The 24,957-nt window shown below is 71.3% G+C and carries 23 protein-coding genes and 1 tRNA gene; all 24 read left to right on the forward strand.

Going from position 1 to position 24,957, the window contains the following annotated elements:
* Positions 1-37: 37 nt before the first annotated feature.
* Positions 38-1,150: an undecaprenyl/decaprenyl-phosphate alpha-N-acetylglucosaminyl 1-phosphate transferase gene (locus GXY35_08605; protein NLW94637.1), complete on the forward strand. Its 1,113-nt coding sequence runs from the start codon at positions 38-40 to the stop codon at positions 1,148-1,150.
* A complete protein-coding gene (locus tag GXY35_08610; GenBank protein ID NLW94638.1) occupies positions 1,137-2,165 on the forward strand; it encodes a radical SAM protein in 1,029 nt (342 codons plus the stop codon). The genes GXY35_08605 and GXY35_08610 overlap by 14 nt, the downstream gene beginning before the upstream one ends.
* Positions 2,158-4,224 carry an O-antigen ligase family protein gene (locus GXY35_08615; protein NLW94639.1) on the forward strand — a complete coding sequence of 689 codons (2,067 nt, stop codon included), beginning with the start codon at positions 2,158-2,160 and terminating at the stop codon, positions 4,222-4,224. Before GXY35_08610 ends, GXY35_08615 begins: the two co-directional genes overlap by 8 nt.
* The gene (gene aroQ, locus GXY35_08620; protein ID NLW94640.1) at positions 4,221-4,673 is read left to right on the forward strand and encodes a type II 3-dehydroquinate dehydratase; all 453 of its coding nucleotides are present in this window, start codon (positions 4,221-4,223) and stop codon (positions 4,671-4,673) included. Before GXY35_08615 ends, aroQ begins: the two co-directional genes overlap by 4 nt.
* Positions 4,660-5,745: an aminopeptidase P family protein gene (locus GXY35_08625; GenBank protein ID NLW94641.1), complete on the forward strand. Its 1,086-nt coding sequence runs from the start codon at positions 4,660-4,662 to the stop codon at positions 5,743-5,745. The genes aroQ and GXY35_08625 overlap by 14 nt, the downstream gene beginning before the upstream one ends.
* Positions 5,742-6,176, forward strand: coding sequence for an acetyl-CoA carboxylase biotin carboxyl carrier protein (gene accB / locus GXY35_08630; GenBank protein NLW94642.1), 435 nt, complete (start codon positions 5,742-5,744; stop codon positions 6,174-6,176). The genes GXY35_08625 and accB overlap by 4 nt, the downstream gene beginning before the upstream one ends.
* A gap of 15 nt (positions 6,177-6,191) precedes the next feature.
* Complete coding sequence (gene accC / locus GXY35_08635) at positions 6,192-7,553, forward strand: acetyl-CoA carboxylase biotin carboxylase subunit (GenBank protein ID NLW94643.1); 1,362 nt, start codon at positions 6,192-6,194, stop codon at positions 7,551-7,553.
* A 21-nt stretch (positions 7,554-7,574) separates the two neighbouring features.
* Positions 7,575-8,138, forward strand: a complete 564-nt coding sequence (gene amaP, locus GXY35_08640) for an alkaline shock response membrane anchor protein AmaP (GenBank protein NLW94644.1) — start codon at positions 7,575-7,577, stop codon at positions 8,136-8,138.
* 15 nt (positions 8,139-8,153) lie between these two features.
* Positions 8,154-9,179, forward strand: a complete 1,026-nt coding sequence (locus GXY35_08645; protein ID NLW94645.1) for a 6-phosphofructokinase — start codon at positions 8,154-8,156, stop codon at positions 9,177-9,179.
* Between the two features lies 1 nt (position 9,180).
* Entirely contained in the window at positions 9,181-9,753 is a 573-nt protein-coding gene (locus tag GXY35_08650) for an SIS domain-containing protein (protein ID NLW94646.1), read from the forward strand.
* A 38-nt stretch (positions 9,754-9,791) separates the two neighbouring features.
* Positions 9,792-10,292, forward strand: a complete 501-nt coding sequence (gene rfaE2, locus GXY35_08655) for a D-glycero-beta-D-manno-heptose 1-phosphate adenylyltransferase (protein NLW94647.1) — start codon at positions 9,792-9,794, stop codon at positions 10,290-10,292.
* Positions 10,289-10,993, forward strand: coding sequence for a thiamine phosphate synthase (gene thiE / locus GXY35_08660; protein NLW94648.1), 705 nt, complete (start codon positions 10,289-10,291; stop codon positions 10,991-10,993). The genes rfaE2 and thiE overlap by 4 nt, the downstream gene beginning before the upstream one ends.
* A complete protein-coding gene (gene thiC, locus GXY35_08665) occupies positions 10,990-12,288 on the forward strand; it encodes a phosphomethylpyrimidine synthase ThiC (GenBank protein NLW94649.1) in 1,299 nt (432 codons plus the stop codon). The genes thiE and thiC overlap by 4 nt, the downstream gene beginning before the upstream one ends.
* Positions 12,289-12,321: 33 nt before the next feature.
* Complete coding sequence (locus tag GXY35_08670) at positions 12,322-13,224, forward strand: sugar kinase (GenBank protein NLW94650.1); 903 nt, start codon at positions 12,322-12,324, stop codon at positions 13,222-13,224.
* Positions 13,225-13,419: 195 nt separating this feature from the next.
* Positions 13,420-13,493, forward strand: a tRNA-Gly gene (locus GXY35_08675).
* 53 nt (positions 13,494-13,546) lie between these two features.
* Entirely contained in the window at positions 13,547-13,999 is a 453-nt protein-coding gene (locus GXY35_08680; GenBank protein ID NLW94651.1) for a VOC family protein, read from the forward strand.
* A 112-nt stretch (positions 14,000-14,111) separates the two neighbouring features.
* A complete protein-coding gene (gene gatC, locus GXY35_08685; GenBank protein ID NLW94652.1) occupies positions 14,112-14,399 on the forward strand; it encodes an Asp-tRNA(Asn)/Glu-tRNA(Gln) amidotransferase subunit GatC in 288 nt (95 codons plus the stop codon).
* Between the two features lie 29 nt (positions 14,400-14,428).
* Entirely contained in the window at positions 14,429-15,889 is a 1,461-nt protein-coding gene (gatA, locus tag GXY35_08690) for an Asp-tRNA(Asn)/Glu-tRNA(Gln) amidotransferase subunit GatA (GenBank protein NLW94653.1), read from the forward strand.
* A 72-nt stretch (positions 15,890-15,961) separates the two neighbouring features.
* Positions 15,962-17,395: an Asp-tRNA(Asn)/Glu-tRNA(Gln) amidotransferase subunit GatB gene (gatB, locus tag GXY35_08695; GenBank protein NLW94654.1), complete on the forward strand. Its 1,434-nt coding sequence runs from the start codon at positions 15,962-15,964 to the stop codon at positions 17,393-17,395.
* Between the two features lie 118 nt (positions 17,396-17,513).
* A complete protein-coding gene (locus tag GXY35_08700; GenBank protein NLW94655.1) occupies positions 17,514-18,404 on the forward strand; it encodes an acetyl-CoA carboxylase carboxyltransferase subunit beta in 891 nt (296 codons plus the stop codon).
* A complete protein-coding gene (locus GXY35_08705; GenBank protein NLW94656.1) occupies positions 18,401-19,735 on the forward strand; it encodes a dihydrofolate synthase in 1,335 nt (444 codons plus the stop codon). Before GXY35_08700 ends, GXY35_08705 begins: the two co-directional genes overlap by 4 nt.
* A gap of 53 nt (positions 19,736-19,788) precedes the next feature.
* Positions 19,789-20,973, forward strand: a complete 1,185-nt coding sequence (gene nagA, locus GXY35_08710) for an N-acetylglucosamine-6-phosphate deacetylase (protein NLW94657.1) — start codon at positions 19,789-19,791, stop codon at positions 20,971-20,973.
* A 13-nt stretch (positions 20,974-20,986) separates the two neighbouring features.
* Positions 20,987-22,816: a glutamine--fructose-6-phosphate transaminase (isomerizing) gene (glmS, locus tag GXY35_08715; protein ID NLW94658.1), complete on the forward strand. Its 1,830-nt coding sequence runs from the start codon at positions 20,987-20,989 to the stop codon at positions 22,814-22,816.
* A gap of 28 nt (positions 22,817-22,844) precedes the next feature.
* On the forward strand, positions 22,845-24,920 hold the full coding sequence (locus GXY35_08720) for a PAS domain-containing protein (protein NLW94659.1): 2,076 nt from the start codon (positions 22,845-22,847) through the stop codon (positions 24,918-24,920).
* Positions 24,921-24,957: the final 37 nt, after the last annotated feature.

Genomic DNA, 24,957 nt, shown 5'->3' on the forward strand with positions numbered 1-24,957 from the left:
TTACACGGGGCGCTTCGGCCGTTACACTGGTGCCGCGATGTGGGCCGCCGTCTACCTTTACCTGTTCGTCTCCGCGCTCTTTTTGAGCCTGCTCCTCACGCCGCTCGCGCGGCGCGCGGCGCTCCGGGCCGGGATGGTGGACGTCCCCGGCGCGAGGAAGGCGCACCGCAGGCCGACGCCCCTCCTCGGCGGCCTCGCGATCTTCGCCGCCGTCGCCCTCGTCATCCTCCTCAACGCCGCCCTCGCCTTTCTCGCCTCCCGCGGCGGCCCGCTCGCGGCGCGGGTCCCCGCCGGCCTCTCGCCGTACCTCGCGGGCGCCCTCTCGGCCTTCCCGAGGCTGGCGGCGATCCTCCTCGGCGGACTCATCGTCCTCCTGCTCGGCATCCGCGACGACGCGGTCGACCTCCCGCCCGGCCGCAAGCTTCTCGGGCAGCTGTTCGTGGCGGTCTCGATGGCCGCCCTCGGCGTGCGTATCACCCTCTTCATCCCGAGCGCTTTCGTCGGGGCGGTCGTCACGGTCGCCTGGATCGTAGTCGTCGTCAACTCGTTCAACCTGCTCGACAACATGGACGGCCTCTGCGCGGGCGTCGCCCTCATCGCCTCGGCCCTGATGGGCGGCATCTCCGCGCTCAACGGCAACTGCTTCATCGCCTCCCTGTTCGCCGTTCTGGCCGGGGCGCTCCTCGGTTTCCTGCGCTACAACTTCCCCCCCGCCTCGATCTTCATGGGGGACGCGGGGAGCATGTGCATCGGCTACCTGATCGCCGTGCTGAGCGTGATGCAGACCTGGTACCGGCCCGCCGAGGCCGGCCCGCTCGCCGTGGCGATGCCGCTCGTCATCCTCGCCGTCCCCCTCTACGACACCCTGTCGGTCGTCGGCATCCGTCTCTCGCGCGGGGAGAGCATCTTCCGGGCCGACCGCCGCCACTTCTCGCACCGCCTCGTCAAGCTCGGGATGAGCGCGCGGGGGGCGGTCCTCTTCGTCTGGCTCGTCTCCCTCTGCACCGGGCTCTCCGCCTTCTTCCTGCCGCGCGTCGGCTGGAGGGGCGGGGCCGTCGTCTTCGTCCAGGTCGCCATGGTCGTCTCCGTGATCGCCATCCTCGAGTATTTTGGCGCGGGGAAAAACGGGAACCGGCATGAAGGCGGATAGAACGGCGCCGTATGACGCCTGGCTGCACTGGTACCTGTCCGAGCGGTGCACCCTCAACTGCGACTTCTGCAGCTACGTCCCCCCGAGCGGCCTGCCGAAGCCCGTGGCCCCGGTGACGGTGATCGACATACCCGCCCTCCTGCGCACGCTCGAACGCGCCGGCAGGGTCTTCAAGATAAGCTTCACCGGCGCGGGCGAGCCTTTCCTGGTGCCGAACATCGTGGAGGCGTGCCGACGGCTCACGGAGCGGCACTACGTCGAATTCGTCACCAACCTGACCCCCCCCGCGGTCGAGCGATTCGCCTGCACGATCGATCCGGCGCGGGTCACCGTCATCCACGCCTCCCTGCACAGCGCGGCGCTCGAACAACGCGGCCTGCTGGAGACCTACATCCGCCACTTCCTGCTGCTGAAGGAGAACGGGTTCGCCCTCAGGTGCGCGGAGCTGGCGCATCCGGCGCTGCTGCGGGGGGTCCCCGCGCTGCGCTCCCGACTCGGGGCGCGGGGGATCGAACTGTCCTTCTTCCCGTTCTTCGGATCGTACCGCGGGAAACGGTACCCGAACGCCTTCAGCGCCGGGGAGCTGGCGGTGTTCGGCCTCGGCCCCGACGACCTGCGCATCTTCTCCCCCGACGGGCGGTTGTGCAACGCGGGGTACAACGTCGCCGTGGTCAGGGAGAACGGCGAGATCCGGCCGTGCGACGCGCTCGGGGAGCGGCTTGGGAACATCTACTCGGGCATCCGCTTCAGGAGGGGGCTGCTGCGCTGCCCGTTCGGCAGGTGCGTCTGCCCGCTGGATGTGTACGACCCGCGCCTGTTCGCCGCGGCGAAGGAGGCGCACTCCTCGGCGCCACTGGGCGCCCTGCGCGCGTGGGCGGCGGGAAGAGGCGCGGCGATGCGGGACCTGCTCCCCCATGCCGTGAAGCGAGGCGCGCGCCGCGTCGTGCCGGAGCCGGTTCTGGCGTTCCGGCGCCGCTGGCGGGCGCGGAGGCGAGCGGGGGGCGCGGGTGCATAATCCCCGTCTCGAGGCGAACCGGTTTCTCGACGCGGCGCGCGTCGCCGCGGCGCTCCTGCTCGGGGGGCTGCTCGTCGTCCGTCTCCTCTGGACGGGCGTGACCTATCCCGAGAGCGACGCGTTCGTCTCCATCGCGGCCCTCGCGCTACTCGCGGCGCTGCTCGCGGCGGTCGGCTGCGCGGGGGGGGAGTGGCGGCTGCGCGCCTCCGCGGACGGGGGCGCCTTCCTCTACCTGCTCGTGCTCGTCGCCCTCTCCATCGCCGCCCCGCGCCGCTGGCTGGCGCGGGGCGTCCTCCTGCAGGCCGCCGCCTGCACCGCCGCCTACCTCGTCGCCGCCGACGCCGCCGTCTCCCGCCGCGCGCGCCTCCTCCTCTGCGCCGCCTTCATAACCGGGACGTTGGCCGTCGCCCTCTACGGCCTCTACCAGCATTTTCAAGGATTCGAGGAGACGCGCCTGGCGTTCGCCGCGGCGGGGGGCGCGCGGGCGGACCAGGACTCCGCGTTCGCGATCCGTCTGCGTTCCGGGGCGGTCTTCTCGACCTTCTTCTACCCGAACGCGCTCGCGGGGTTTCTCGTCGTGGCGATCCCGTTCGCGGCCTCGATCCCCCTGCTGCGGAGGGAGGATGCGTCGCCGGTCGTATCCGCCGGCTGCCTCGGCCTCCTCGCCGCGGCGACGGCGGCGTGGGGTTTCCTCCCCGGCCTCCGCGGGAAGCCGCTTCTTTTCGCGGGGCTCTTCCTCGCCGCCTCCGCCCTCGCCGCGTGCGTGCGCGTTGCGGAGCTGCGGGCGGGAAGGCTTTTGCGCGCCTTCCTCCTGCTTTCCCCGGCGGCCCTGGCCGTGTGGGCCATCCTCCTCACCGACTCCGAGGGGGCCTGGCTCTCCCTCGCGGCCGCCTGCGCGTTGGGGGCGCTCCTCCTCTCCGGGCGTCTCATCGCCGCCGGGGCGCTGTTTCTCGCCGTCGCCGTCCTCTTCGCCGCGCTCCTGCTCACGGGGACGCTCCCGGACGGTTTGGCGCGGAGTCTCGACGTGCGCATGGACTACTGGCGCGCGGCGGCGGCGATCTGGCGGGAGCACCCGCTCGCGGGGCTGGGGCCCGGGACGTTCGCGGGGGCCTATCCCGCCTACAGGCTTCCCGGATCCGAGGAGGGGCGGATGGCGCACAGCGCCTACCTCGGTCTCGCGGCGGAGACCGGCGCCGCGGGGCTCGCCGCGTTCCTCGCGATGGCGGGGGCGTGGCTCGTCTCCCTGCACGCGGGGGCCCGGAAGGGAGAGCCGCTCGCCGCGGCCGCCTTCGTGGCGGTCTGCGCCTTCCTCATGCACAACGCCGGGGATGTGGGCCTTACGGTGCCGGGGACGACGTTCGCCCTCTGGTACCTCGCCGGTCTCGGGGCCGGCGCGGCGACGCGCCCGGGGGAGCGGAGACGGCTCTCGCGCGCGGCGGGGGTCTCCCTCGCGGCGCTGCTCCTCGCCGCCGCCGCGGGGGGCGTCGCGCCCCGGGCGCGCGCGGAGATCCGCCGCCTCGCCGCCGAACGTCTCGCCGGCGCGGGGAGGCGCGCGGAGGCGCTCGCGGAGATGGAGAAGGCGCTCCTGGCGGAGCCCGACAACGCCGACTACTGGCTGCGCAACGCCGCGCTGGAGGCGCACCGGGGAGGCGACAGGCACGCGCTTCCCTCCTACGCGCGCGCCGCCTCCCTCGGGAGGGGGATCCCGACATACCATCTTCAGCACGCGTTCTGCCTCTGGCGCCTGTCAAAAGCGGACGCCGATCCCCGACTCGCCGCCGCGGCGATCGCCGAGCTCCAGGAGGCGGTCCGGTGCAACCCGCACGATTTCGACTACCGCCTCCTGCTGGGGCACTGGCTCGAAATCACCGGACAGGGGGAGGCGTCTCTGATAGAATACCGTCGCGGCCTCGCCCTCGTCGAGACGGCGCGCGCGAAGCCGCACCGGACGCGCCGCCACGGCCCCGCGGCGATGGAGAGACTGCAGGCGGCAATCATCGCCAAGATCGAGGAGGCGGAGCGGGAGGCGGCGCCGCCTGCCGCGGAGGGGGAGAGATGAAGGTGCTGGTGCTGCACGGTCCCAACCTCCAGCTCCTGGGGGCGCGGGAGCCGGAGACGTACGGCGAGACGACCATCGAGGAGATCGACGCGCGGCTCAGGGCCGTCGCCGGGGAGGAGGGGCTCGAGATCGAGATCGTCCAGTCGAACCACGAAGGGGAGATCGTCGACCTGATCGGCCGCGCGCCGGGGCGCTATGACGCGCTCCTCATCAACCCCGCGGCGTACACCCACACGAGCGTGGCGATACGCGACGCGATCGCCTCCGTGCGCATCCCCGCCGTGGAGGTCCACCTCTCCAATATCCACGCCCGCGAGGAGTTCCGCCGCATCTCGCTCATCGCCCCGGTCGCCGTCGGCATGATCTGCGGCTTCGGCCCCGGCAGCTACTACCTCGGCCTTCGGGCCGTCGCCGGGCTGCTCAAGGGGCGCGGGAATGCCGACCGCTGACCGGCTCGTTCGGCTTCGGGCGCTGATGCGCGCGGAGGGGGTCGCCTCCCTCCTCGTCACCGACCTCCCCTCCATCCGCCACCTCGCCGGCTTCACGGGGAGCGCCGCGCGGCTCCTCGTCACGCCGCGGCGGGCCCACCTCGTCACCGATGGCCGCTACCGAATCCAGGCCGCCCGCGAGGCATTCCGGTGCCGCGTCGCCGTCGCCGCTCCCGGGAAGGCGTTCGAGGCGGTCGCCGACGCCCTGCGGCGGGACGGCGTGCGCACACTCTCGTTCGAACCCGACGCCATCACCTACGCCGACTGGCGCGCCCTGGCCCGCGCATGCGGGCGCCGCGTCCGCCTCGCGCCGGCCCCGCCGCTCGCCGCGCGGCTCCGCGCGGTCAAGGACCGCGCCGAGATCGCGCTCCTCCGGCGGCTCGCCCGGATGGCCGACGCGGTCCTGGCCGCCTGCCGCCCGCGCCTGAGGCCCGGGATGACGGAAGGCGAGATCGCCGCCCTTCTGGAGCGGGCGTCGCTCGACGCGGGGGCGGAGGAGGCGGCGTTCCGGCCGATCGTCGCCGCGGGGGCGCACGCGGCGATGCCGCACCACCGCCCGGGGGCCGGGACCGCGCGCCGCGGCGCGCCGCTCCTCATCGACTTCGGAACGAGGATGCGCGGGTACAATTCCGACTTGACGCGCACGTTCCATTTCGGTAAAGTCACCGCACGGTATGAGGGGGTCTACCGGACCGTTCTCGATGCGCAACGCGCTGCCCTGCAGGCAATAAGGCCGGGGGTGCGCGCGGGGGACGTGGACCGGGCGGCGCGCGACGTGATCGCCGCGGCGGGCCACGCCGCCTGCTTCGGGCACAGCCTCGGGCACGGGATAGGCCTCGAGGTCCACGAGGAGCCGCGCCTGGGGCCCGGGGTCGCCACGAAACTCGAGGCGGGGATGGTCTTCACCGTCGAGCCGGGGATCTATCTGCCCGGGTGGGGCGGCGTGCGGATCGAGGATATGGCGGCGGTCACCTCGACCGGCTGCGTCGTGCTCACCGGATCCGCCAGGGAACTGGGAGACAGCGTGCTATGAATATCAAGGAGATCAGGGAGATCGTGGGGATGATGAACGAGAACGAGATCACCGAGTTCGTGATCGAGCGGGAGGGGATCAAGCTGGCGATCCGGAAAAACCCCGGGGCGGGCGCCGCGCCCGCGATCGTCCAGACGGCGATCCCCGCCGCGGCGGCCTCCCCGTCCGCGGCGCCGCCCGCGAAGGAGGAACCCGCGGGGGTCTACATCGTGTCGCCGATGGTGGGCACCTTCTACTCCGCGGCCTCCCCCGACTCCCCCCCGTTCGTCGAGGTCGGCGCCGAGGTGCACGAGGAGACCGTCGTCTGCATCATCGAGGCGATGAAGGTGATGAACGAGATCAAGGCCGAACGGAAGGGGAGGATAGTCGAAATCCTCGCGGAGAACGGGGAGGCCGTCGAGTTCGGGAAGCAGCTCTTCAGGATCGGGTAGGGCGGAGGACGGGGGATGTTCCAGAAGATCCTGGTGGCCAACCGCGGGGAGATCGCCCTGCGCGTCATCCGCGCCTGCAAGGAGCTGGGGGTGCGCACCGTCGCGGTCTACTCCGACGTCGACGTCAACTCCCTGCACGTCCGGATGGCCGACGAGGCGATCTGCATCGGCCCGGCTTCCAGCGCCAAGAGCTACCTCAACATCGCCGCGATCATCAGCGCGGCGGAGATCGCCGACGTGGAGGCGATCCACCCCGGCTACGGTTTTCTCGCGGAGAACCCGCACTTCGCCGAGATCTGCGAGAGCTGCGGCATCCGGTTCATCGGCCCAAAGCCGGAGAATATCCGCCTGATGGGCGACAAGGTGCAGGCGCTGCGCGCCGCGCGGGCGGCGGGGATCGCGATCCTCCCCGGGAGCGAGAGGGCGTTGACCGACCGCGACGAGGCGCTCAAGGTGGCCAGGCGCATCGGCTACCCGGTGATGATCAAGGCGGTGGCCGGCGGCGGGGGGAGGGGGCTGCGGCTCGCCCACAACGATGTGAGTCTGGTCAACGCGTTCTTGACCGCCCAGACCGAGGCGGAGGCCGCCTTCGGGAATCCCGGGGTCTACATCGAGAAGCGCCTCGATCAGCCGCGCCACGTGGAGGTCCAGATCCTCGCCGACGCGCGGGGAACCGTGGTCCACCTGAACGAGCGCGACTGCAGCATCCAGCGGCGGCACCAGAAGCTGATCGAGGAGTCCCCCTCGCCGCGCCTCTCCCCGAAGCTCCGGGCGCGGATGGGGCGGGCCGCGGCGCGCCTGGCCGAGTCGATCGGCTACGTGAACGCCGGGACGGTGGAGTTTCTGCTCGATCGCAACGACGCCTACTATTTCCTCGAGATGAACACCCGCATCCAGGTCGAGCACCCGGTCACCGAGATCGTGGCGCAGGTCGACATCGTCAAGGAGCAGCTCCGCATCGCCACCGGCGATCCGCTGCGGATCTCGCAGGGCGAAGTCAAGGTTCACGGCCACGCCATCGAATGCCGGATCAACGCCGAGGACTGGGAGCGGGACTTCGCCCCGTGCCCGGGGAGGGTGACCGCCTACCGCGCCCCGGGCGGCCCCGGGGTGCGGGTGGACTCGCACGTCTGCGCCGGGTACGAGATCCCGTCGCAGTACGACTCGATGGTCGCGAAGCTGATCTGCGTCGGGCACACGCGCGAGAGCGCGATCGCCAGGATGCTGCGCGCCCTCGACGAGTACCAGATCGAGGGGGTCAAGACCACGATCCCCTGCCACCGCTTCATCATGAGCGACCCGCGCTTCCGCAAGGGGAGGTACTACACCGATTTCGTGGACGAGCTGATGGAGATCCAGCGGAAGAAACGGGGGTAGCCGCGCAGAGGGGGGTACCCGATGAGATTCGTCCGATCCGCGATACTGGTCGTCTTCACCGCCGCCGCGCTCTCGTTCGGCGCGATCCTGCTCTGGGCGTTTTTCGCCGACGCGGGCCTCGCCCCGATGCCGTTCGACCCGGCGGAGACCGTCGCGGCCCTCTTCCAGACGCCCTGGAACTGGCGCGCGGGGCTCGTCTTCCTGGCGGCGGGGGCGGCGGTCATCCTGCTGAAGATGCGCGAGATGCGCCGGGAGCAGTGCATCGCCTTCGACAACCCCAGCGGCGAGGTGGCGATCTCGATGGACGCGGTCGAGGAGTTCATCCGACGCGTCGGCGCGGGGTTCAACGGCGTCAAGAGCCTCGTGCCGAGGATCCACGCCGAGGCGGAGGGGATCGGCATCGCCGTGCGGATGGACGTCTGGTCGGGGGTCAACATACCCCGGCTGATCGAGGATATGCAGAACGCCATCAAGAACAAGGTCCAGGATTCGCTCGGGGTCAACGTGAGCGGGGTGAGCGTCAGCGTCGGCAGGATACTCGGCGACGCGGCCGAGACGGTCGAGGCCGACGACACGCTGGACTGAATCGGGAGGGGGCGGATGAAGAAGATAGGGATCCTCACCGGCGGGGGCGACTGCCCGGGCCTCAACCCGGTCATCGCGGGCGTCGTGCGCAGGGCGATGCGGGAGGGGTTCGAGGTGGCGGGGATACGCCGCGGCTGGAAGGGGATGCTCGAGTGCGACGAGATCCCGCTCGGGATCGAGGATGTCATCGGCATCGTGCGCGAGGGGGGGACCATCCTCAAGACCTCCCGCACGAACCCGTGCGCCAGCCCCGACCTGATGACGAAGGTCGTGGAGAACTTCCGGAAGATGAAGCTCCACGCCCTGGTCGCCGTCGGCGGGGACGACACGCTGGGGGCGGCGAAGAAGCTCTTCGACGCGGGGCTCTTCACGGTGGGGATCCCCAAGACGATCGACAACGACCTCTCGGGCACGGACCGCACCTTCGGCTTCGACACGGCCGTCAACACGGCGATGGAGGCGTGCGACCGTCTCGCCACGACGGCGGAGTCGCACGAGCGCGTGATGGTCGTCGAGATCATGGGCCGGCACGCGGGCTGGATGGCCCTCTGGGCCGGCCTCGCGGGCGGGGCGGCGTACATCCTCATCCCGGAGGCCAAAACCGACCTCGACGACCTCTGCCGCGTCCTGCGGGAGCGCCACGAGACCCGCTGCGACTTCAGCATCGTGGCCGTGGCGGAGGGGGCGGACCTCGGCGGCGACATGCATCTCCAGTGCGGCGAGAAGGACGCGTTCGGGCACGTTCGCCTCGGCGGCATCGGGGAACGGCTCGCCGCGGAGATCCAGAAGCGGACCGGCTACGAGACGCGGCACGTCGTCCTCGGACACCTCCAACGGGGCGGGAGGCCGACGGCGCTCGACCGGTTCATCGGCCTCCGGTTCGGGGCGCACGCGGTCGAGCTGGTCAAGGAGGGGCGGTTCGGCAGGATGGTCAGCCTCCAGGGGAACACGGTGACCTCCGTCCCCCTGGCGGACGCCGTGTCGAGATTGAAGACGGTGCCGCGGGAGCTCTATGAAGAAGCGCGCCTTTTCTTTGGCTAGCATGCGGGCCCGTGTCGAGGCGGAGCTCGGCGAGTCGGCCGCCCTCCTGCTGCGCCTCTCGAAGGAGGAGAGCGGCGCGCTCTGCCGGATGGCGGGGGCCGTCGCGGACCGTCTCCGGGAGGGGAGGGCGCTCCTCGTCTGCGGCAACGGCGGGAGCGCCGCGGACGCCCAGCACCTCGCCGGGGAGCTCGTCGGGCGGTTCATGCTCGAGCGCGCGCCGCTGCGCTGCCTCGCCCTCTCCTCCGACATCGCGGTCATCACCGCCGTCGGGAACGACTACGGCTTCGCGCACGTCTTCGCGCGGCAGGTCGCCGCGCACGGGCGGGAGGGGGACGTCCTGCTCCTCCTCTCGACGAGCGGGGTCTCGCCGAACCTCCTCGAGGCGGCGCGCGAGGCGCGGCGGAGGGGGATGTGCGTCCTGGCCCTGAGCGGGAGGGACGGGGGGCCGCTCGCCCGGGAGGCGGATCTGTGCATCACGGTCCCCTCGCGTAGTTCTCCGCGCATCCAGGAAGCCCACGCCGCGCTCGGCCACATCCTCTGCGGCCTCGTCGAGCAGGAGCTTTTCGGGAGCTGAGGCCGCGGCTTTGCGCATCCCGTCGGGCTGTGCAGTCCATGAAGACGAAGATCCGATCGAGGCGCGGGATGCGGGCCGAGGCGCGCCGCCTGAAGGCGGCGGGGAGGAAGATCGTCTTCACGAACGGCTGTTTCGACCTTTTGCACCTCGGCCACGCCCGTTACCTGGAAAAGGCCCGGGCGCTCGGCGATGTCCTTATCGTGGGCCTCAACAGCGACCGTTCCGTCCGGAGGCTCAAAGGGGCGGGGAGGCCGCTGGTGCCCGAGGCGGACAGGGCGGAGATGCTCGCCGCGCTCGAGGCGGTGGACTACGTGACGATCTTCGGCGAGGAGACCCCCGCGGCGCTCGTCGCGGAGATCCGGCCCGACGTCATCGTCAAGGGCGGGGACTACCGGCCGGAGGAGGTGGCGGGGGCCGAAACGGTCGCCGCGTCGGGCGGGAGGGTGGCCATCGTCCCGCTGGTGGAGGGGCGCTCCACCACCGGCCTCATCGCGAGGGCCGCGCGCCTCCGCACCCCGGGGAAGAAGCCGGTTCGATGAGACGGCGACCGCGCTCCCTCCCGCCCCGCGGGGCGCACGGTCCGGCGGACCAGAACGCGCGCCGCCCCCGCAACGGCCTCTACCTCGTCCTCGACCGCGATCTCCTCGGCGGCCGCGACGCGGCGGCGCTGCTCGAATCGCTCCTCGCCGCGGGCGTCGAGTGGGTCCAGTACCGCGACAAGCGCTCGGCGGACCGGGAGGTCGCCGCCGAACTGGGGCGGCTGGGGCCCCTCTGCCGCGCGGCGGGGGCGAAACTCATCGTGAACGACCGCGCGGCCCTCGCCGCCGCCGCCTGCGTGGACGGGGTGCATCTGGGCGCGTCGGATATGCCGGTCGTTGATGCGCGGCGGACCCTCGGGCCGGGGAAGCTGATCGGCGGGAGCGTCGACACGGTCGGGGAGGCGCTGCGCGCCGCGGCCGCGGGGGCCGATTATCTGGGCGCGGGGGCGGTCTTTCCGACCGCCACGAAAAAGGACGCGGCGGTCCTGGGTCTGGACGGCCTCGCAAGGATATGCCGGGCGGCGAAGATCCCCGTCGTGGCGATCGGCGGGATCGACCGGACCCGGGTCGCGGCGGCGCTCGCGGCGGGCGCGTCCGGAATCGCCGTCGCCTCCGCGGTGCTGCGCGCCGGCGATCCCGCCGCCGAGGCGCGGCTGCTCATCGAGGAGATCGGGAGGGCGCGGCGGGCGGGGGGGCGATGAAGAGACCGGTCAGGCAGATCGTCGAGGCCAGGAAGGGGAACCTCACCGCCGAGATGCGGGCGGTGGCCCGCCTCGAAAAAGTGGCGCCCGGATTCGTGCTGGAGTCGGTGGCGGCGGGGACCGTCGTGATCCCGCGGAACCGGCGGCACCGGCACGCCGGGCCGTGCGGCATCGGAACGGGCCTCCGGACCAAGGTGAACGCCAACCTCGGCACCTCCGCGGACGTGGCGGGTCTCGGCCTCGAAGTCGCGAAGCTCCGGGCGGCGGTCGGAGCCGGCGCCGACGCGGTGATGGATCTCTCCACCGGCGGCGACCTCGCGGCGATCAGGCGGAAAATCCTCGCCGCCAGCCGCCTGCCCGTCGGCACGGTGCCGGTCTACCAGGCCGCGGTGGGCAGGGCGCGGGCGGGCGGGGGGATCGCCTCGATGACCGAGGACGAGATCTTCGAGGCGATCGAGGAGCACGCCGCGGACGGGGTGGATTTCGTCACCGTCCACTGCGGCGTCACGCGCGCCGCCCTCGACCGTATGCGCCGGCAGGGGCGCCTGATGGACGTGGTGAGCCGCGGGGGCGCGTTCCTCGTGACATGGATGGTCGCCAACGACCGGGAGAACCCGCTCTGGCGCGACTTCGGCCGCCTCGTCGAGATCGCGGCGCGGTACGATCTGGCGCTCAGTCTCGGCGACGCGATGCGGCCCGGATGCATCGCCGATGCCAACGACCGGGCGCAGTTCCAGGAGCTGATCGCGCTCGGGGAGCTGCGGGCGCACGCGCACCGGGAGGGGGTGCAGACGATGATCGAGGGGCCCGGGCATGTGCCGATTCACCAGATCGAGGAGAACGTGAAGCTCGAAAAGGCGCTCTGCGGCGGCGCGCCGTTCTACGTCCTGGGGCCGCTCGTGACGGACGTGGCCCCGGGGTACGACCATATCGCCTGCGCGATCGGCGGCGCCGTCGCCGGGGCGGCAGGAGCGGACTTCCTCTGCTACGTGACCCCCGCCGAGCACCTCGGCCTCCCCGGTCCCGCGGATGTCCGCGAGGGGGTGATCGCCGCCCGGATCGCCGCGCACGCCGCGGACCTCGCCAAGGGGGTCCCCGGGGCGGCGCAGTGGGACCTGGAGATGGCGCGGCGGCGGAAGCGGCGGGACTGGGACGGGATGCTCCGGCTCGCGTTGGATCCGGCGAGGGCGCGCCTGATCCGGAAGGCCAGCCCGCCGCGCCTCGCCGACGTCTGCACGATGTGCGGGGAGTTTTGCGCGATAAAAACGGTTGAAAAGTATCTCGGGAAAGGGTGAGAATACGCGCGGCGCAACGGAAAGGACGTGCAGATGAGCATCCTCGTGGTCGGTTCGGTGGCGCTGGACACCGTGGAGACGCCGTTCGGCAGGAGGGAGCGGGCGCTGGGCGGCTCCGCCACCTTCTTCTCCGTCTCGGCGAGTTTCTTCGCCCCGGTGAACCTCGTGGCCGTGGTGGGGAAGGACTTCCCGAAGGAGCACGTCGAGTTCCTCAAGTCACGCAAGATCAACACGCGCGGCCTGAAGGTCCTCGACGGAGAGACGTTCCACTGGATCGGGTCGTACAAGTACGACATGAACGAGGCGATCACCCACTCGACCTGCCTGAACGTCTTCGAGCAGTTCAAGCCCGAGATCCCGAAGGAGTACCGCGGCAAAGGGTGCCTGTTCCTCGCGAACATCGACCCGGAGCTCCAGATGTCGGTGCTCGACCAGATGGAGAACCCGAAGCTCGTCGCCTGCGACACGATGAACTTCTGGATCCGGGGGAAGCGGGACGCGCTCGTCGCGCTCCTCAAAAAGGTCCAGATCGTGGTGCTGAACGAGGCGGAGGCGCGCCAGCTCACGGAGCAGCCCAACCTCGTGAAGGCGGCCAAGATCATAATGGCGTGGGGCCCGTCGAACGTGGTGATCAAGAAGGGGGAACACGGCGCGCTCCTCTTCGGCAAAGAGGGGATCTTCTCGGCGCCCGGTTTCCCGATGGAGGATATCGCGGACCCGACGGGGGCGGGAGACACCTTCGCGGGCGGGTTCATGGGGCACCTGGCGCGCGAGAAGAAGGCGGACTGGCAGACGCTCAGGCAGGCCACGATCTACGGCAGCGTGATGGCGTCGTTCAACGTCGAGGATTTCAGTCTCGACCGGATGCGGACGCTCACCGACAAGGAGATCGCCTACCGGTATCGCCAGTTCGTCACGCTGGCCTGCTTCGAGTAGGGGGGGGCGTCTTCCCCGTCTTCCCGTGCGGCGGCGGAGGCGGGGCGCGCCCGGGCCGCGGAGCCGCGGCAATCCTTTCCCCCGCGACCGGTGATTCCTTCTCCCCGTTGCGGGGAAGGGGGACGCCCGGAAACGCCGAGGTGCAGGTTGCCATCGGGACGTCCGCGGTGCTATACTGTGTCCGCTCTTCAGCGAGCGGGTGTAGCTCAGTGGTAGAGCTCCAGCTTCCCAAGCTGGCTATGAGGGTTCGATTCCCTTCACCCGCTCCAGCTCATGCCCGCCGGCATCGGTCGCGCGCAGACGCGGCGAAAAGGATCCACCGGTGAGATTCACGCACGTCAATATCATCGCGGCGGATTGGGACGCCCTCGCCCGGTTCTACGAGGATATCTTCGGCTGCGTCCGGATCCCGCCCGAGCGCCGGATCTCCGACCCGTGGCTCACGCGGGGGACCGGCGTGCCGGGGGCGAGTTTGCGCGGGCTGAAGCTGACGCTCCCGGGCTGCGGCGCAGACGGGCCGCTCCTGGAGATCTTCCAGTTCTCCGAGGAGGAGGAGAAGCACCCCCCGCGGGCGAACCGGCGGGGGTTCGGCCACCTCGCCTTCGAGGTCGAAGACGTCGCGGGCACGCTCGCACGGATCGTCGCGGGCGGCGGATCCGCGCTCGGGGAGGTGACCGCCCACGAGGACGAACGGGGGAGGTTCACCTTCGTCTTCGCGGCCGACCCCGAGGGGAACGTGGTCGAACTGACGAACTGGCGCCCGCGCGCCTCGTAGCGTCTTCGCCGCAATCCCCCGAATCCCCGCCGATCCCCGGTACCCCTTTCCCGCGCGGGCCGCGTATGCTAGAATGCCTAGTTCTCGAACGGTATCTCGAGGGGGGGGAGGTATGCCGATCAGCCGGAAGGACGTGGAGTACGTCGCGCGCCTCGCGCGCCTCCGCCTCTCCGAGGAGGAGAAGGAACGCCTCACCGTGCAACTCGGGGAGATCGTCGGCTACGTCGAGAAGCTGAACGAGCTCGACACGGCGGACGTGGAGCCGACCGCGCACGTCCTCCCGCTGCGGAACATAACCCGCCCGGACGAGGTGCGCCCCTGCCTGGACCGCGACGAGGCGCTGCGGCTCGCCCCGAAGGCGGGCGAGGGGTTCTTCAGGGTCCCGCAGATCATCGAATGAGGCGTGAACGGCCTGAACGGGAGCGTGGCGTGGAACTGACGGATCTGACGGTTTCGGAGGCGGCTGCGGCGGTGCGGAAACGGGACTGCTCCTCCCGCGAGCTCACCGCCGCCTGTCTCGCGCGCATCGCCGCGGCCGACGGCGCCGTCCATGCGTTCATCGAGCGCTGCGAGGAGAGCGCCCTGAAGGAGGCGGACGCCGCGGACAGGCGCCTCGCCTCCGGCGAGGCGCCCGGACGGATCGAGGGGGTCCCGATCGGCCTGAAGGACAACCTCTGCGTGGAGGGGAGGGTCGCCGGGTGCGCGTCGAAAAGCCTGGAGGGGTTCGCCGCCCCGTACACCGCCACCGCGGTCGAACGCCTCCGCCGCGAGGGGGCGGTGCTCCTCGGCCGGCTGAACATGGACGAGTTCGCGATGGGCTCCTCCACGGAGAACTCCTGCCACGGCGTGACGAGGAACCCGTGGGACACGGAGCGGGTGCCGGGGGGGTCGAGCGGCGGCGCGGCCGCGGCGGTCGCCGCCCGTGAAATCCCGGCCGCCCTCGGCTCCGACACGGGCGGCTCCGTCCGCCAGCCGGCGGCCTTCTGCGGCGTCGCGGGCCTCAAGCCCACCTACGGGCGCGTCTCCCGCTACGGTCTGATCGCCTTCGCCTCCTCCCTCGACCAGATCGGGCCTATCGCCCGAAGCGTGCGCGACATCGCCCTGCTCCTGGAGATCATCGGGGGGCGCGACCCGCGCGACTCGACCTCCGTCGACGTCCCCGTCGCCGGTCTCTCCGGCCAACTCGAGGCCGGCCTCGCGGGGATGCGCCTCGGCGTCCCGCGTGAGTACTTCATCGAGGGGATGGATGCGGAGGTGCGGGCGGCGGTCGAGGCCGCGATCGCCCGGATGCAGGCCCTCGGCGCCGAGACGGTGGAGCTGAACCTGCCCCACACCGGCTACGCCGTCGCCGCCCAGTACATCATCGCCACCGCCGAGGCGAGCTCGAACCTCGCCCGCTTCGACGGCGTCCTGTACGGGTACCGCGCCTCGCGCCCGGCGGACCTCCTCGAGATGTACGAGCGCACGAAGTCCGAGGGGTTCGGCGACGAGGTGAAGCGCCGGGTGATGCTCGGCACGCACGTCCTCAGCTCCGGCTACTACGACGCCTACTACCGTAAAGCCCAGAAGGCGCGCACGCTCATGAAGGAGGACTTCGAGAAGGCGTTCCAGCGATGCGACATGATCGCCACCCCGGTCACGCCGACGGCGGCGTTCAGGCTCGGGGAGAAGACGGCCGACCCGCTCCGGATGTACCTCTCGGACATCTTCACCATCTCCGCCAATCTGGCCGGCGTCCCCGCCCTCTCGATCCCCTGCGGCTTCACCTCCGGCGGCCTTCCGGTCGGCCTCCAGCTCCTCGGCCGCCCGTTCGGCGAGGCGGAGATCTTCAGGGCGGCGCACGCCTACGAGCGCGCCACGGAGTGGCACACGAGAAAGCCGCCGGTATGACGCGGCGGCGAACGACGATTCGATCGACGGCGCCCCCCGCCCGGGGCCCCGGATCGGCCGGAGAGGCGAAAGATGCCTGACTACGAGGCGGTCATAGGGCTCGAGGTGCACGTGCAGCTGAAGACCCGGTCCAAGGTCTTCTGCGGCTGCCCGGTCGCCTTCGGCCTGCCGCCCAACCAGGCGGTCTGCCCCGTCTGCCTCGGCCTGCCCGGCTCGCTCCCGGTGCTGAACGAGGAGGCGCTCCGGTGCGCGGTGTTGACGGGGATGATGCTGGGCTGCCGCGTCGCCCCGTTCAGCAAGTTCGACCGGAAGAACTACTTCTACCCCGACCTCCCCAAGAACTACCAGATCTCCCAGTACGACCTCCCGCTCTGTTCCGGCGGCTTTCTCGAGATCGAGGCGCCCGGGGGCCGGCGGCGCGTCGGCATCACCCGCGTCCACCTCGAGGAGGACGCGGGGAAGCTCATCCACTCCGAAACGCCCGGCGGGGACTCGTCCGTGGACTACAACCGGGCCGGCGTCCCGCTCCTCGAGATCGTCAGCGAGCCGGAGCTCGCCTCGCCCGAGGAGGCGTGCGCGTACCTGAAGGCCCTGAAGCTCTCGCTTCAGTACCTCGGCGTCTCGGACTGCGACATGGAGAAGGGGAGCCTCCGGTGCGATGCGAATGTCTCGATCCGCCCCCGCGGCGCCTCCGCGCTCGGCGTGAAGGTCGAGGTGAAGAATATGAACTCGTTCCGGGCGGTCGGGAAGGCGCTGGCGCACGAGATCGAGCGGCAGACGCGCCTCGTCGATGCGGGCGGACAGGTCGCGCAGGAGACGCGCCTCTGGGAGGCCGACCGCGAGGAGACGCGCCCGATGCGGAGCAAGGAGGAGGCCCACGACTACCGTTACTTCCCCGATCCGGATCTCCCCCCGGTCGTCCCCGGCGAGGCGTGGCTGCGCTCCCTCGCCGCGGCGCTGCCCGAGGCCCCCCTCGCGCGGCGCGACCGGTTCGTCGCCTCGTACCGCCTCTCCGCCTACGACGCGGATCTGCTCACCTCGGAGCGCGGCCTCGCGGACTACTTCGAGGCGACGGTGGCGGCCGGGGCGGCTCCGAAGGCGGCGGCGAACTTCATGATGGGGGAGATGCTGCGGGCGCTCAAGGAGGAGGGGATCGAGGCCTCCGCGTGCCGCGCGCGCCCGGAGGGCCTTGCCGAGCTGCTCACGCTCGTCGCATCGGGGAGCATCAGCGCCGCGACCGGCAAGAAGGTCTTCGCCGAGATGCGCAGGACCGGCGAGGGGGCGAAAAGAATCGTCGCCGCCGCCAACCTCGCCCAGATCAGCGACGAGCGGGAACTCGCCCGCATCGTCGACGAGACGATCGCCGCCAACCCGAACTCCGCCCGGGATTACCGGGCCGGCAAAACACAGGCGCTCGGCTTCCTGATGGGGCAGGCGATGAAGGCGACGAAGGGGAAGGGAAACCCGCAGCGAATGCGCGCCTTGCTGAAGGAGAGACTGGGGTAGCGGCGCCCCCGCCCGGCCGGGGGGGAGCGGGAGAAACCGGCGGGAGAAACCGGATGACGAGACGGCGGTTCCGTAGTACGCTTGCAGTTAGGCGCGCGTGTCCGCGAACGATCGGCCTATGAGATTCTTCTCCACGCAGATCAAGGTCAAGAAGCGCGACATCCCGGCCGGGCTCTGGATGAAGTGCAAGAGCTGCGGCGAGATGGTCACGCGCCAGGAGGTCGCGACCAACCTCCAGACCTGCCCGAAATGCGACTACCTCTACCCGCTCCCGGCGTGGCAGCGGATACGCAGCATCTTCGCCGAGGGGGAGTTCTTCGAGACGGACCCGGAGATGCGCCCCACCGACCCGCTCCGGTTCGTCGACACCCTCCCGTACCCGAAACGCCAGGCGATCGCCGAGAAGAAGGCGGGGATCCCGGAGGCGATCGTGACCGGCGTCGGGTCCCTCGCCGGGTACGGCACCGCCTTCGCGGCGATGGACTTCCCGTACATGGGGGGGAGCATGGGCTCGGTCGTCGGCGAGAAGATCACCCGGCTGACGGAGCTCGCCCTCCGGGTTCGTCTGCCCCTGATCATTGTCTCCGCCTCGGGCGGCGCCCGGATGCAGGAGGGGGCGCTCAGTTTGATGCAGCTCGTCAAGACCAGTGCCGCCCTCGCTCGGTTCGCCTCGGAGGGGCTCCCCTATATCTCGGTGATGACGAACCCGACCACCGGCGGGACCACCGCCTCGTTCGCCTCGCTCGGCGACATCATCATCGCGGAGCCGGGCGCCCTGATCGGGTTCGCGGGGCCGCGGGTCATCAAGCAGACGATCCAGCAGGAACTCCCCGAGGGGTTCCAGACCGCCGAGTTTCTGATCGCGCACGGGATGGTCGACATGATCGTCGGGCGCAGGGAGCTCAAGGGGGCGCTTGCCGAGCTCCTCGGGATGTTCGGCGCGCCCTCCTTCTCGCCTGCGATGGTGCCGCCGGACGCCCGGGGCAGCGGGGCGGCCGGGGAGGGGTGAGCGCTTCCGCGCCCCGCCGCATGCCCGGCGCGGCGGAGGCGTACCTCGCCTCCCTCGAGCGTTTCGGGATGCGTCCCGGCCTCGAGCGCATACGGCGCCTGCTCGCCGCCTGCGGCGAGCCGCAGCGCTCCTTCCAATGCATCCACGTCGCCGGGACGAACGGGAAAGGGTCCGTCTGCGCGATGACCGAGTCGGCGCTGCGCGCCGCCGGGCTGCGGACGGGTCTCTACACCTCCCCGCACCTGTTCTCCTTCAGGGAGAGGATCTGGCGCCTCGGCGAGCCGATAGGGGGGGAGGAGGCGGACGCGCTCGCGGAGGAGCTGATCCCCGCCGCGGAGCGGATCGCGGCGGGCCCCGCGGGGCCGCCCACCTGGTTCGAGTTTATGACCGCGATGGCCTTCCTCGGATTCAGTCGCGCGAAGGTCGACTACGCCGTCGTCGAGACCGGCCTCGGCGGGCGGCTCGACGCGACGCGTCCGATCGAGGCCCCGGTCTCCGCGATCGTCTCCGTCGGCCTGGAGCACACGGAGATCCTCGGCGGCACCGTCGCGGCGATCGCCGCCGAGAAGGCGGAGATCATCGCCGAGGGGGCGTCGGTCGTCTGCGGTGAGATGGGGGACGAGGCGTTCGATCCGATCCGGCGCCGGGCCGCGGAACGAGGCGCCGCCCTGCTCCGCGTGGGGGACGAGGTGCGCGTCTCCGTGCTCCGGGAGGGGCCGGAGGGGAGCGTCGTGGAGGTGCGCGGCCCGTGGGGGCGTTACGGCCCCCTTGCGCTCCCCCTCGCCGGGCGCCACCAGGCGGCCAACTGCGCCGTGGCGGTCGCCCTCGTCGAGGCGGTGCGGAGGCGGGGGGCGGCGGTCGCCCCGGAAACGGTCGCCCGCGGGATCGGGGCGACGCGGTGGCCGGGCCGGCTCGAGATCGTCCGCCGCCTTCCGCTGACCGTCGTCGATTGCGCGCACAATCCCGACGGCGCGCGCGCCGCCGCCGCCGCCCTCCGGCGTCTCTTCCCGGGGCTGCGGTGGGCCCTCGTGCTCGGGCTGCTCCGGGACAAGGACGCGGGGGGGGTCTGCGACGCCCTCGCCCCCCTCTCGACGGAGCTGTTCACGACCGCCGTGCCGAGCGCGCGCACCGCCGACGCGGCGGCGCTCGCCGCGCTGTGTCGGGCCCGGACCGGCAGGCGCGCCGCCGCCGCCGCGGGCCCCGCGGAGGCGCTGAGGCGCGCGGAACGCGCGGTGTCCTCGGGCGCGGCGGACGGGGTGCTCGTCGCCGGCTCCATCTATCTGGCCGCGGAGGCGATGAAGCTGACGAAAGGCGTACGGGGAGAGACCTGAGACGGGGGACGGCTTCTCGCGCACTTCGGCGGAGAATACGGGAGATACGGGACGTGGCCGAGTCGACGCTGACGATCAGAAACGGGCGCCTGATCCGGAACGGGGTGGCGCAGGCGGACTCCGTGGTCTGCGTCCGCGGGCGTGTCGTCACCTACGCGGGCCCGCCGGGAGGGGCCCCGCCGCCGTCCGGGAGGGCGATCGACGCGGGGGGGCGGTACGTCTGCCCCGGGTTCATCGATCTCCACGTGCACGGGGCCGCCGGGTGCGACTTCCTCTCGGCCGACCCCGCCGGGGTGCGGAACATCGCGGCGGCCCACGCCCGCCGCGGCAGCACCGCCCTCTTCGCGACGGTGCGGAGCGCCGCGCCGGAGGAGATGCGGCGGGCGGTCTCCCTCCTCGGGCAACTGATCCGCTCGGGCGGCGCCCCGGGCGTCGTCGGCATCCACCTCGAGGGGCCCTTCATCAACCCGGCGCGCGCGGGGGTGCACCCGCTCCGCTGGCTGCGCGCGCCCGATTTGGCCGCGCTCGACGCGCTCCTCGAGGGGGCGGAAGGCTGCCCCCTGATCGTCACCCTGGCCCCGGAGCTCCCCGGGGCGATGCGGCTCGTCGAGGCCGTCGCCGCGCGCGGGGCGGTCCCCGCGGCCGGGCATTCAGATGCGACGTTCGACGAGGCGTGCGCGGCGTTCTCGGGGGGCGTCCGTCTCGTCACGCACCTGTTCAACGCGATGAGCGGGATGCACCACCGCCGGCCCGGCCTCGCCGCCGCCGCCCTCGCGGACGGGCGCGTCGCGGCGGAGCTCGTCGCCGACGGCGTCCACGTCCACCCCGAGATGGCGAAGATGGCGTTCAGGCAGAAGGGGGGAGACGGCATCGTCCTCGTCACAGACTCCATGCAGGCCCTCGACGCGGAGGCGGAGATCTTCAGCATCGACGGGGAGGTCTTCTCGGTGCGCAACGGCGCCCCGGTGCGGGACGACGGGACGCTCTGCGGCTCCGTGCTCACGATGGGCGGGGCGCTGCGCAACGCGGCGCGATGGACCGGGAAGCGCCCGGAGGAGATCGCGGCGCTCGCCACGACGGTCCCGGCGCGGCTCGCGGGGCTCGCGGACCGGAAGGGGGCGCTCCTGCCCGGGATGGACGCGGATATCGCGATCTTCGACGAACGGTTCGACGTGCAGGCGGCGTTCGTCGGCGGGGCGCTCGTCTACGCGGCGGCGGGATTCGAAGCGGCGCACTAGGGGGGCGACGGCGATGTGCGGCATCGTCGGCTACATCGGCGGGAGGGACGCGCAACAGATCCTCCTGAGGGGGCTCTCCCGGCTCGAGTACCGCGGGTACGACTCCGCGGGGGTGGCGATACTCGACGGCGGAACAATCAGCGTCCGCAAGAAGGAGGGCCCCCTCGCGGGCCTCGCCGCCCTGCTCGGCGCCTCGCCGCTGGCCGGCCGCGTGGGCGTGGGGCACACCCGCTGGGCGACGCACGGGGAGCCGGACACGCCCAACGCACACCCGCACACCGACTGCACCGGCCGGATCGCCCTCGTGCACAACGGCATCATCGAGAACTACGCCGCGCTGCGGAAGGCGCTGCGGGAGGAGGGGCACCGGTTCGCCTCGGAGACCGACAGCGAGGTCCTCGTCCACCTCATCGAGAAGCGCTACGCCGGGGAGTTGCTGCCCGCCGTCCGGGAGGCGGTCGCGGAGGCGGAGGGCGCCTACGCCATCGCGGCGATCTCGGCGGACAGCCCCGGGGAGATCGTGGTCGCGCGCAAGGCCGGCCCGCTGGTGATCGGGCTCGGGGAGGGGGAACAGTTCGTCGCCTCCGACGTGCCGGCGATCCTGGAGTACACCGACCGCGTCGTCTATCTGGAGGACGGCGACCTCGCGCGCCTCACCCGAAACGGTATCGAGATCTTCGACGGCGCCCTCGCCCCGGTCTCCCGCACCCCGCACCGTGTCGAATGGACGATCGAGCAGGCGGAGAAGGGCGGCTTCGAAAAGTTCATGCTCAAGGAGATCCACGAGCAGCCCGAGGCGCTGCGGAACACCCTCATCGGGAGGATCCTCCCCGACAAGACCGGCGTCGTCCTCGAACTCCCCCGCGTCGACGAGGAGGCCATCCGGTCTCTGACCAAGATCTTCATCATCTCCTGCGGAACCGCCTGTTACGCCGGGATGGGCGGGCGCTACCTCCTCGAGCGGTACACCGATCTCGCCGTCGAGGTCGACTACTCGAGCGAGTTCCGTTACCGCAACCCGAGGCTCGACCGGAACACGCTCGTGGTGACGGTGAGCCAGTCCGGCGAGACCGCCGACACCCTCGCCAGCCTCAGGATGGCGAAGGAGCGGGGGTGCCGGATCGTCTCGATCGTGAACGTGATGGGGAGCAGCATCGATCGGGAGAGCGACGGGGTGCTCTACACGCGGGCGGGGCCCGAGATCGGCGTCGCCTCGACCAAGGCGTACACCGCCCAGCTCGCGGCGTTCGTCCTCCTGACCGTCCACGCCGGGAGGATCAGGGGGCAGATGGACGGCGAGGAGGCGCGGGGGATTTTGGCCGAGCTGGAGGCGCTGCCGGAAAAGGTGGCCCGGGCGCTGCGTCTGGAGGCGCAGATCCGAGAGATCGCCGCCAACTACGCCGGGGCGAGGAGCGCGTTCTACCTCGGGCGCGGGTTCAACTACCCGACCGCCCTCGAGGGGGCCCTGAAGCTGAAGGAGATCTCCTACCTCCACGCCGAGGGGTATCCGGCGGGCGAGATGAAGCACGGGCCGATCGCCCTCATCGACCGCGAATTCCCCGTCGTCTGCATCTGCACGAAGGGGGAGAACTATGGTAAGATGCTCTCCAACATAAAGGAGGTGGAGGCGCGGGGGGGGAGGATCATCGCGCTCGCCACCGAGGGCGATGACGCCCTGGCGGAGATCGCCGAGGAGTTGATCCAGGTCCCCCCGACGCGGGAGGAGTTGTCGCCCATCGTCAACGCCGTGCCGCTGCAGCTCCTGGCCTACCATATCGCCCGCGCCCGGGGCTGCGACATCGACAAGCCGAAGAACCTGGCCAAGAGCGTCACGGTCGAGTAGACCGCGGCGCCCGCCCGCCGTGCGTCCCATGCGCATCAGGATCCAATCGAAGATACTCGCCAGCTTCATGGCGATGGTCGCCCTGATCATCGCCCTGCTGCTCTTCACGCTCTTCTCGATCCGCATCATGGCCGACGGCACCCGCCGGCTGGTCTACGTGCAGAAGAAGTCGGGGCTCATCACCGACCTCCAGATGACGCTCGACCGGGCGGTCACGGCCCTCGGCGAGTATATGGTCTCGGGGAAGAAGTCGCGCCGGGCGACGTTCATCCAGCTGGTCCTCTTCTACACGAAGAACATCGAGGCGCTCGAGCGGTCCTCCCTCGCGGGCCCGGCGGGGAAAGGGACAGGCGACGCCCGCGAGCGCGCCGCCGTCGCCGCGCTCAAGGCCGAGATCGCCGTCATCGACCGGAACGCCCGCGAGATCCTCTCCCTCGTCGACAGGATAGAGCGGGCGCAGGGGCACCGCCTCATCCAGGATGTCGCCGCCTCGGTGAAGGACGCGCTCGAGAAGAAGGCGGAGGGGGGGGGCGGGGGCGCGCCGTCGCAGGAGCTCGCGATGCTCGGCGGGCTGCTCGGCGTCAGCACCCGCGACGCCCAGCGGCGCCTCGCGGAGCTGGAGGTGCTGAGCCGGACCATCTCGGAGTCCGAGTCGCGCCTGAAGGAGCTCTTGCTCCAGCTCGTCGAGGCGAAGGACCGGGCGCTCGAGAAGATCGCCGAGCTGCATGAGCTGGCCCAGCGGGAGGGGCTCCAGGCGATCGGGACGGCCACGCTCGCCGACCGGCGGGCGAGGAAGATCAGCCTCGTCGGCGGGGTGATCGTCCTCGCCTGCGGGCTGGTGTTGGCGCTCTACCTGTCGCGGTCGTTCTCGCGGCCGATCTCCGATCTCGACCGCGGGGCGCGTCTCATCGGCGAGGGGGACTTCGATCACCGGATGGTGTTGGACACCGGGGACGAGCTGCAGGACCTCGCCGAGCGTTTCAACACGATGGCAAAGAGACTGAAGGCGTCGTACGGCGAGCTCGAGGAGCGCGTCCGCGCACGGACGCGCGAGCTCGAGGCGTCGAACCTGCAGCTGCGCCGGCTCTTCAACGGCATCTCCGACGGCATCTCGGTCATCGACAGGGAATTCCGGATCGTCAACGTCAACGACGGCATCGCCGCCATGGTTGGACGTAACGGCGCGGAGCTTGTCGGCGGCACCTGCCACCGCGTCTACCGGGGGAGCGACAGCCCGTGCCCGGGCTGCCCCGTCGCCGAGACCTTCAGGTGCGGGACGACCTCCTCCGGGGAGGTCCGCTGGGACGTCCCCGGCGGCAAGGCGAGGGACGTGGAGATCTTCAGCTTCCCTCTCATCGAGGAGGAGGGGGCGGTGACGCACGTCATCGAGTACGCCAAGGACGTCAGCGAGAGGAAGGCGCTCGAGCGGAAGCTGTTCCAGTCGGCCAAGCTCGCCGGGATCGGCACCCTCGCCGCGGGCGTGGCGCACGAGATCCGCAACCCGCTGGGGATCATGAAGGCCTCGGCGGACATGATCAGACGGGGCAGCAAAGAGGGGGAGCAGAACTGGGAGCTCGCCGGTTTCCTGATGGAGGAGGTCGACCGTCTGAACCGCGTCGTGACGAGACTCCTCGACTTCGCGCGTCCCTCCGCGCCCAACAGCGCTCCGTGCGACCTCGCCGGGATCCTGGAGCGCGCGGTCGCCCTTGTCGGCCCGCAGCACCGTCTCCAGGACGTGGAGGTGGATCGCGCCTACGCCCCGGGGATCCCGCGCGTGCGCGCCGACGGGGAGCAGCTCTGCCAGGTCTTCCTGAACCTGATCTTGAACGCCGTGCAGGCGATGTCGGGGAAGGGGCGCCTCTCCCTCTCCACCGGAACGGGGGAGGGGGAGACGGTCGTGGCGAGCGTGGGCGACAGCGGCGGCGGCATCGTTGGGAAGGACCTGGAGCAGATCTTCGACCCGTTCTTCTCGACGAAGGAGGGCGGCGCGGGCCTCGGCCTCGCCATCGTCTACCGGATCGTGGAGGCGCACAAGGGGCGGATCGAGGTGAACAGCACGCCGGGCAAGGGGACCACCTTCACGGTGACGCTGCCGGCTGCCTGAGACGGGCGACAAGAGACGGGAGCCGAGGCGGTCGTCT

The organism is Chlamydiota bacterium (assembly GCA_012729785.1).
Classification (GTDB): Bacteria; Auribacterota; Tritonobacteria; order UBA1439; family UBA1439; genus UBA1439.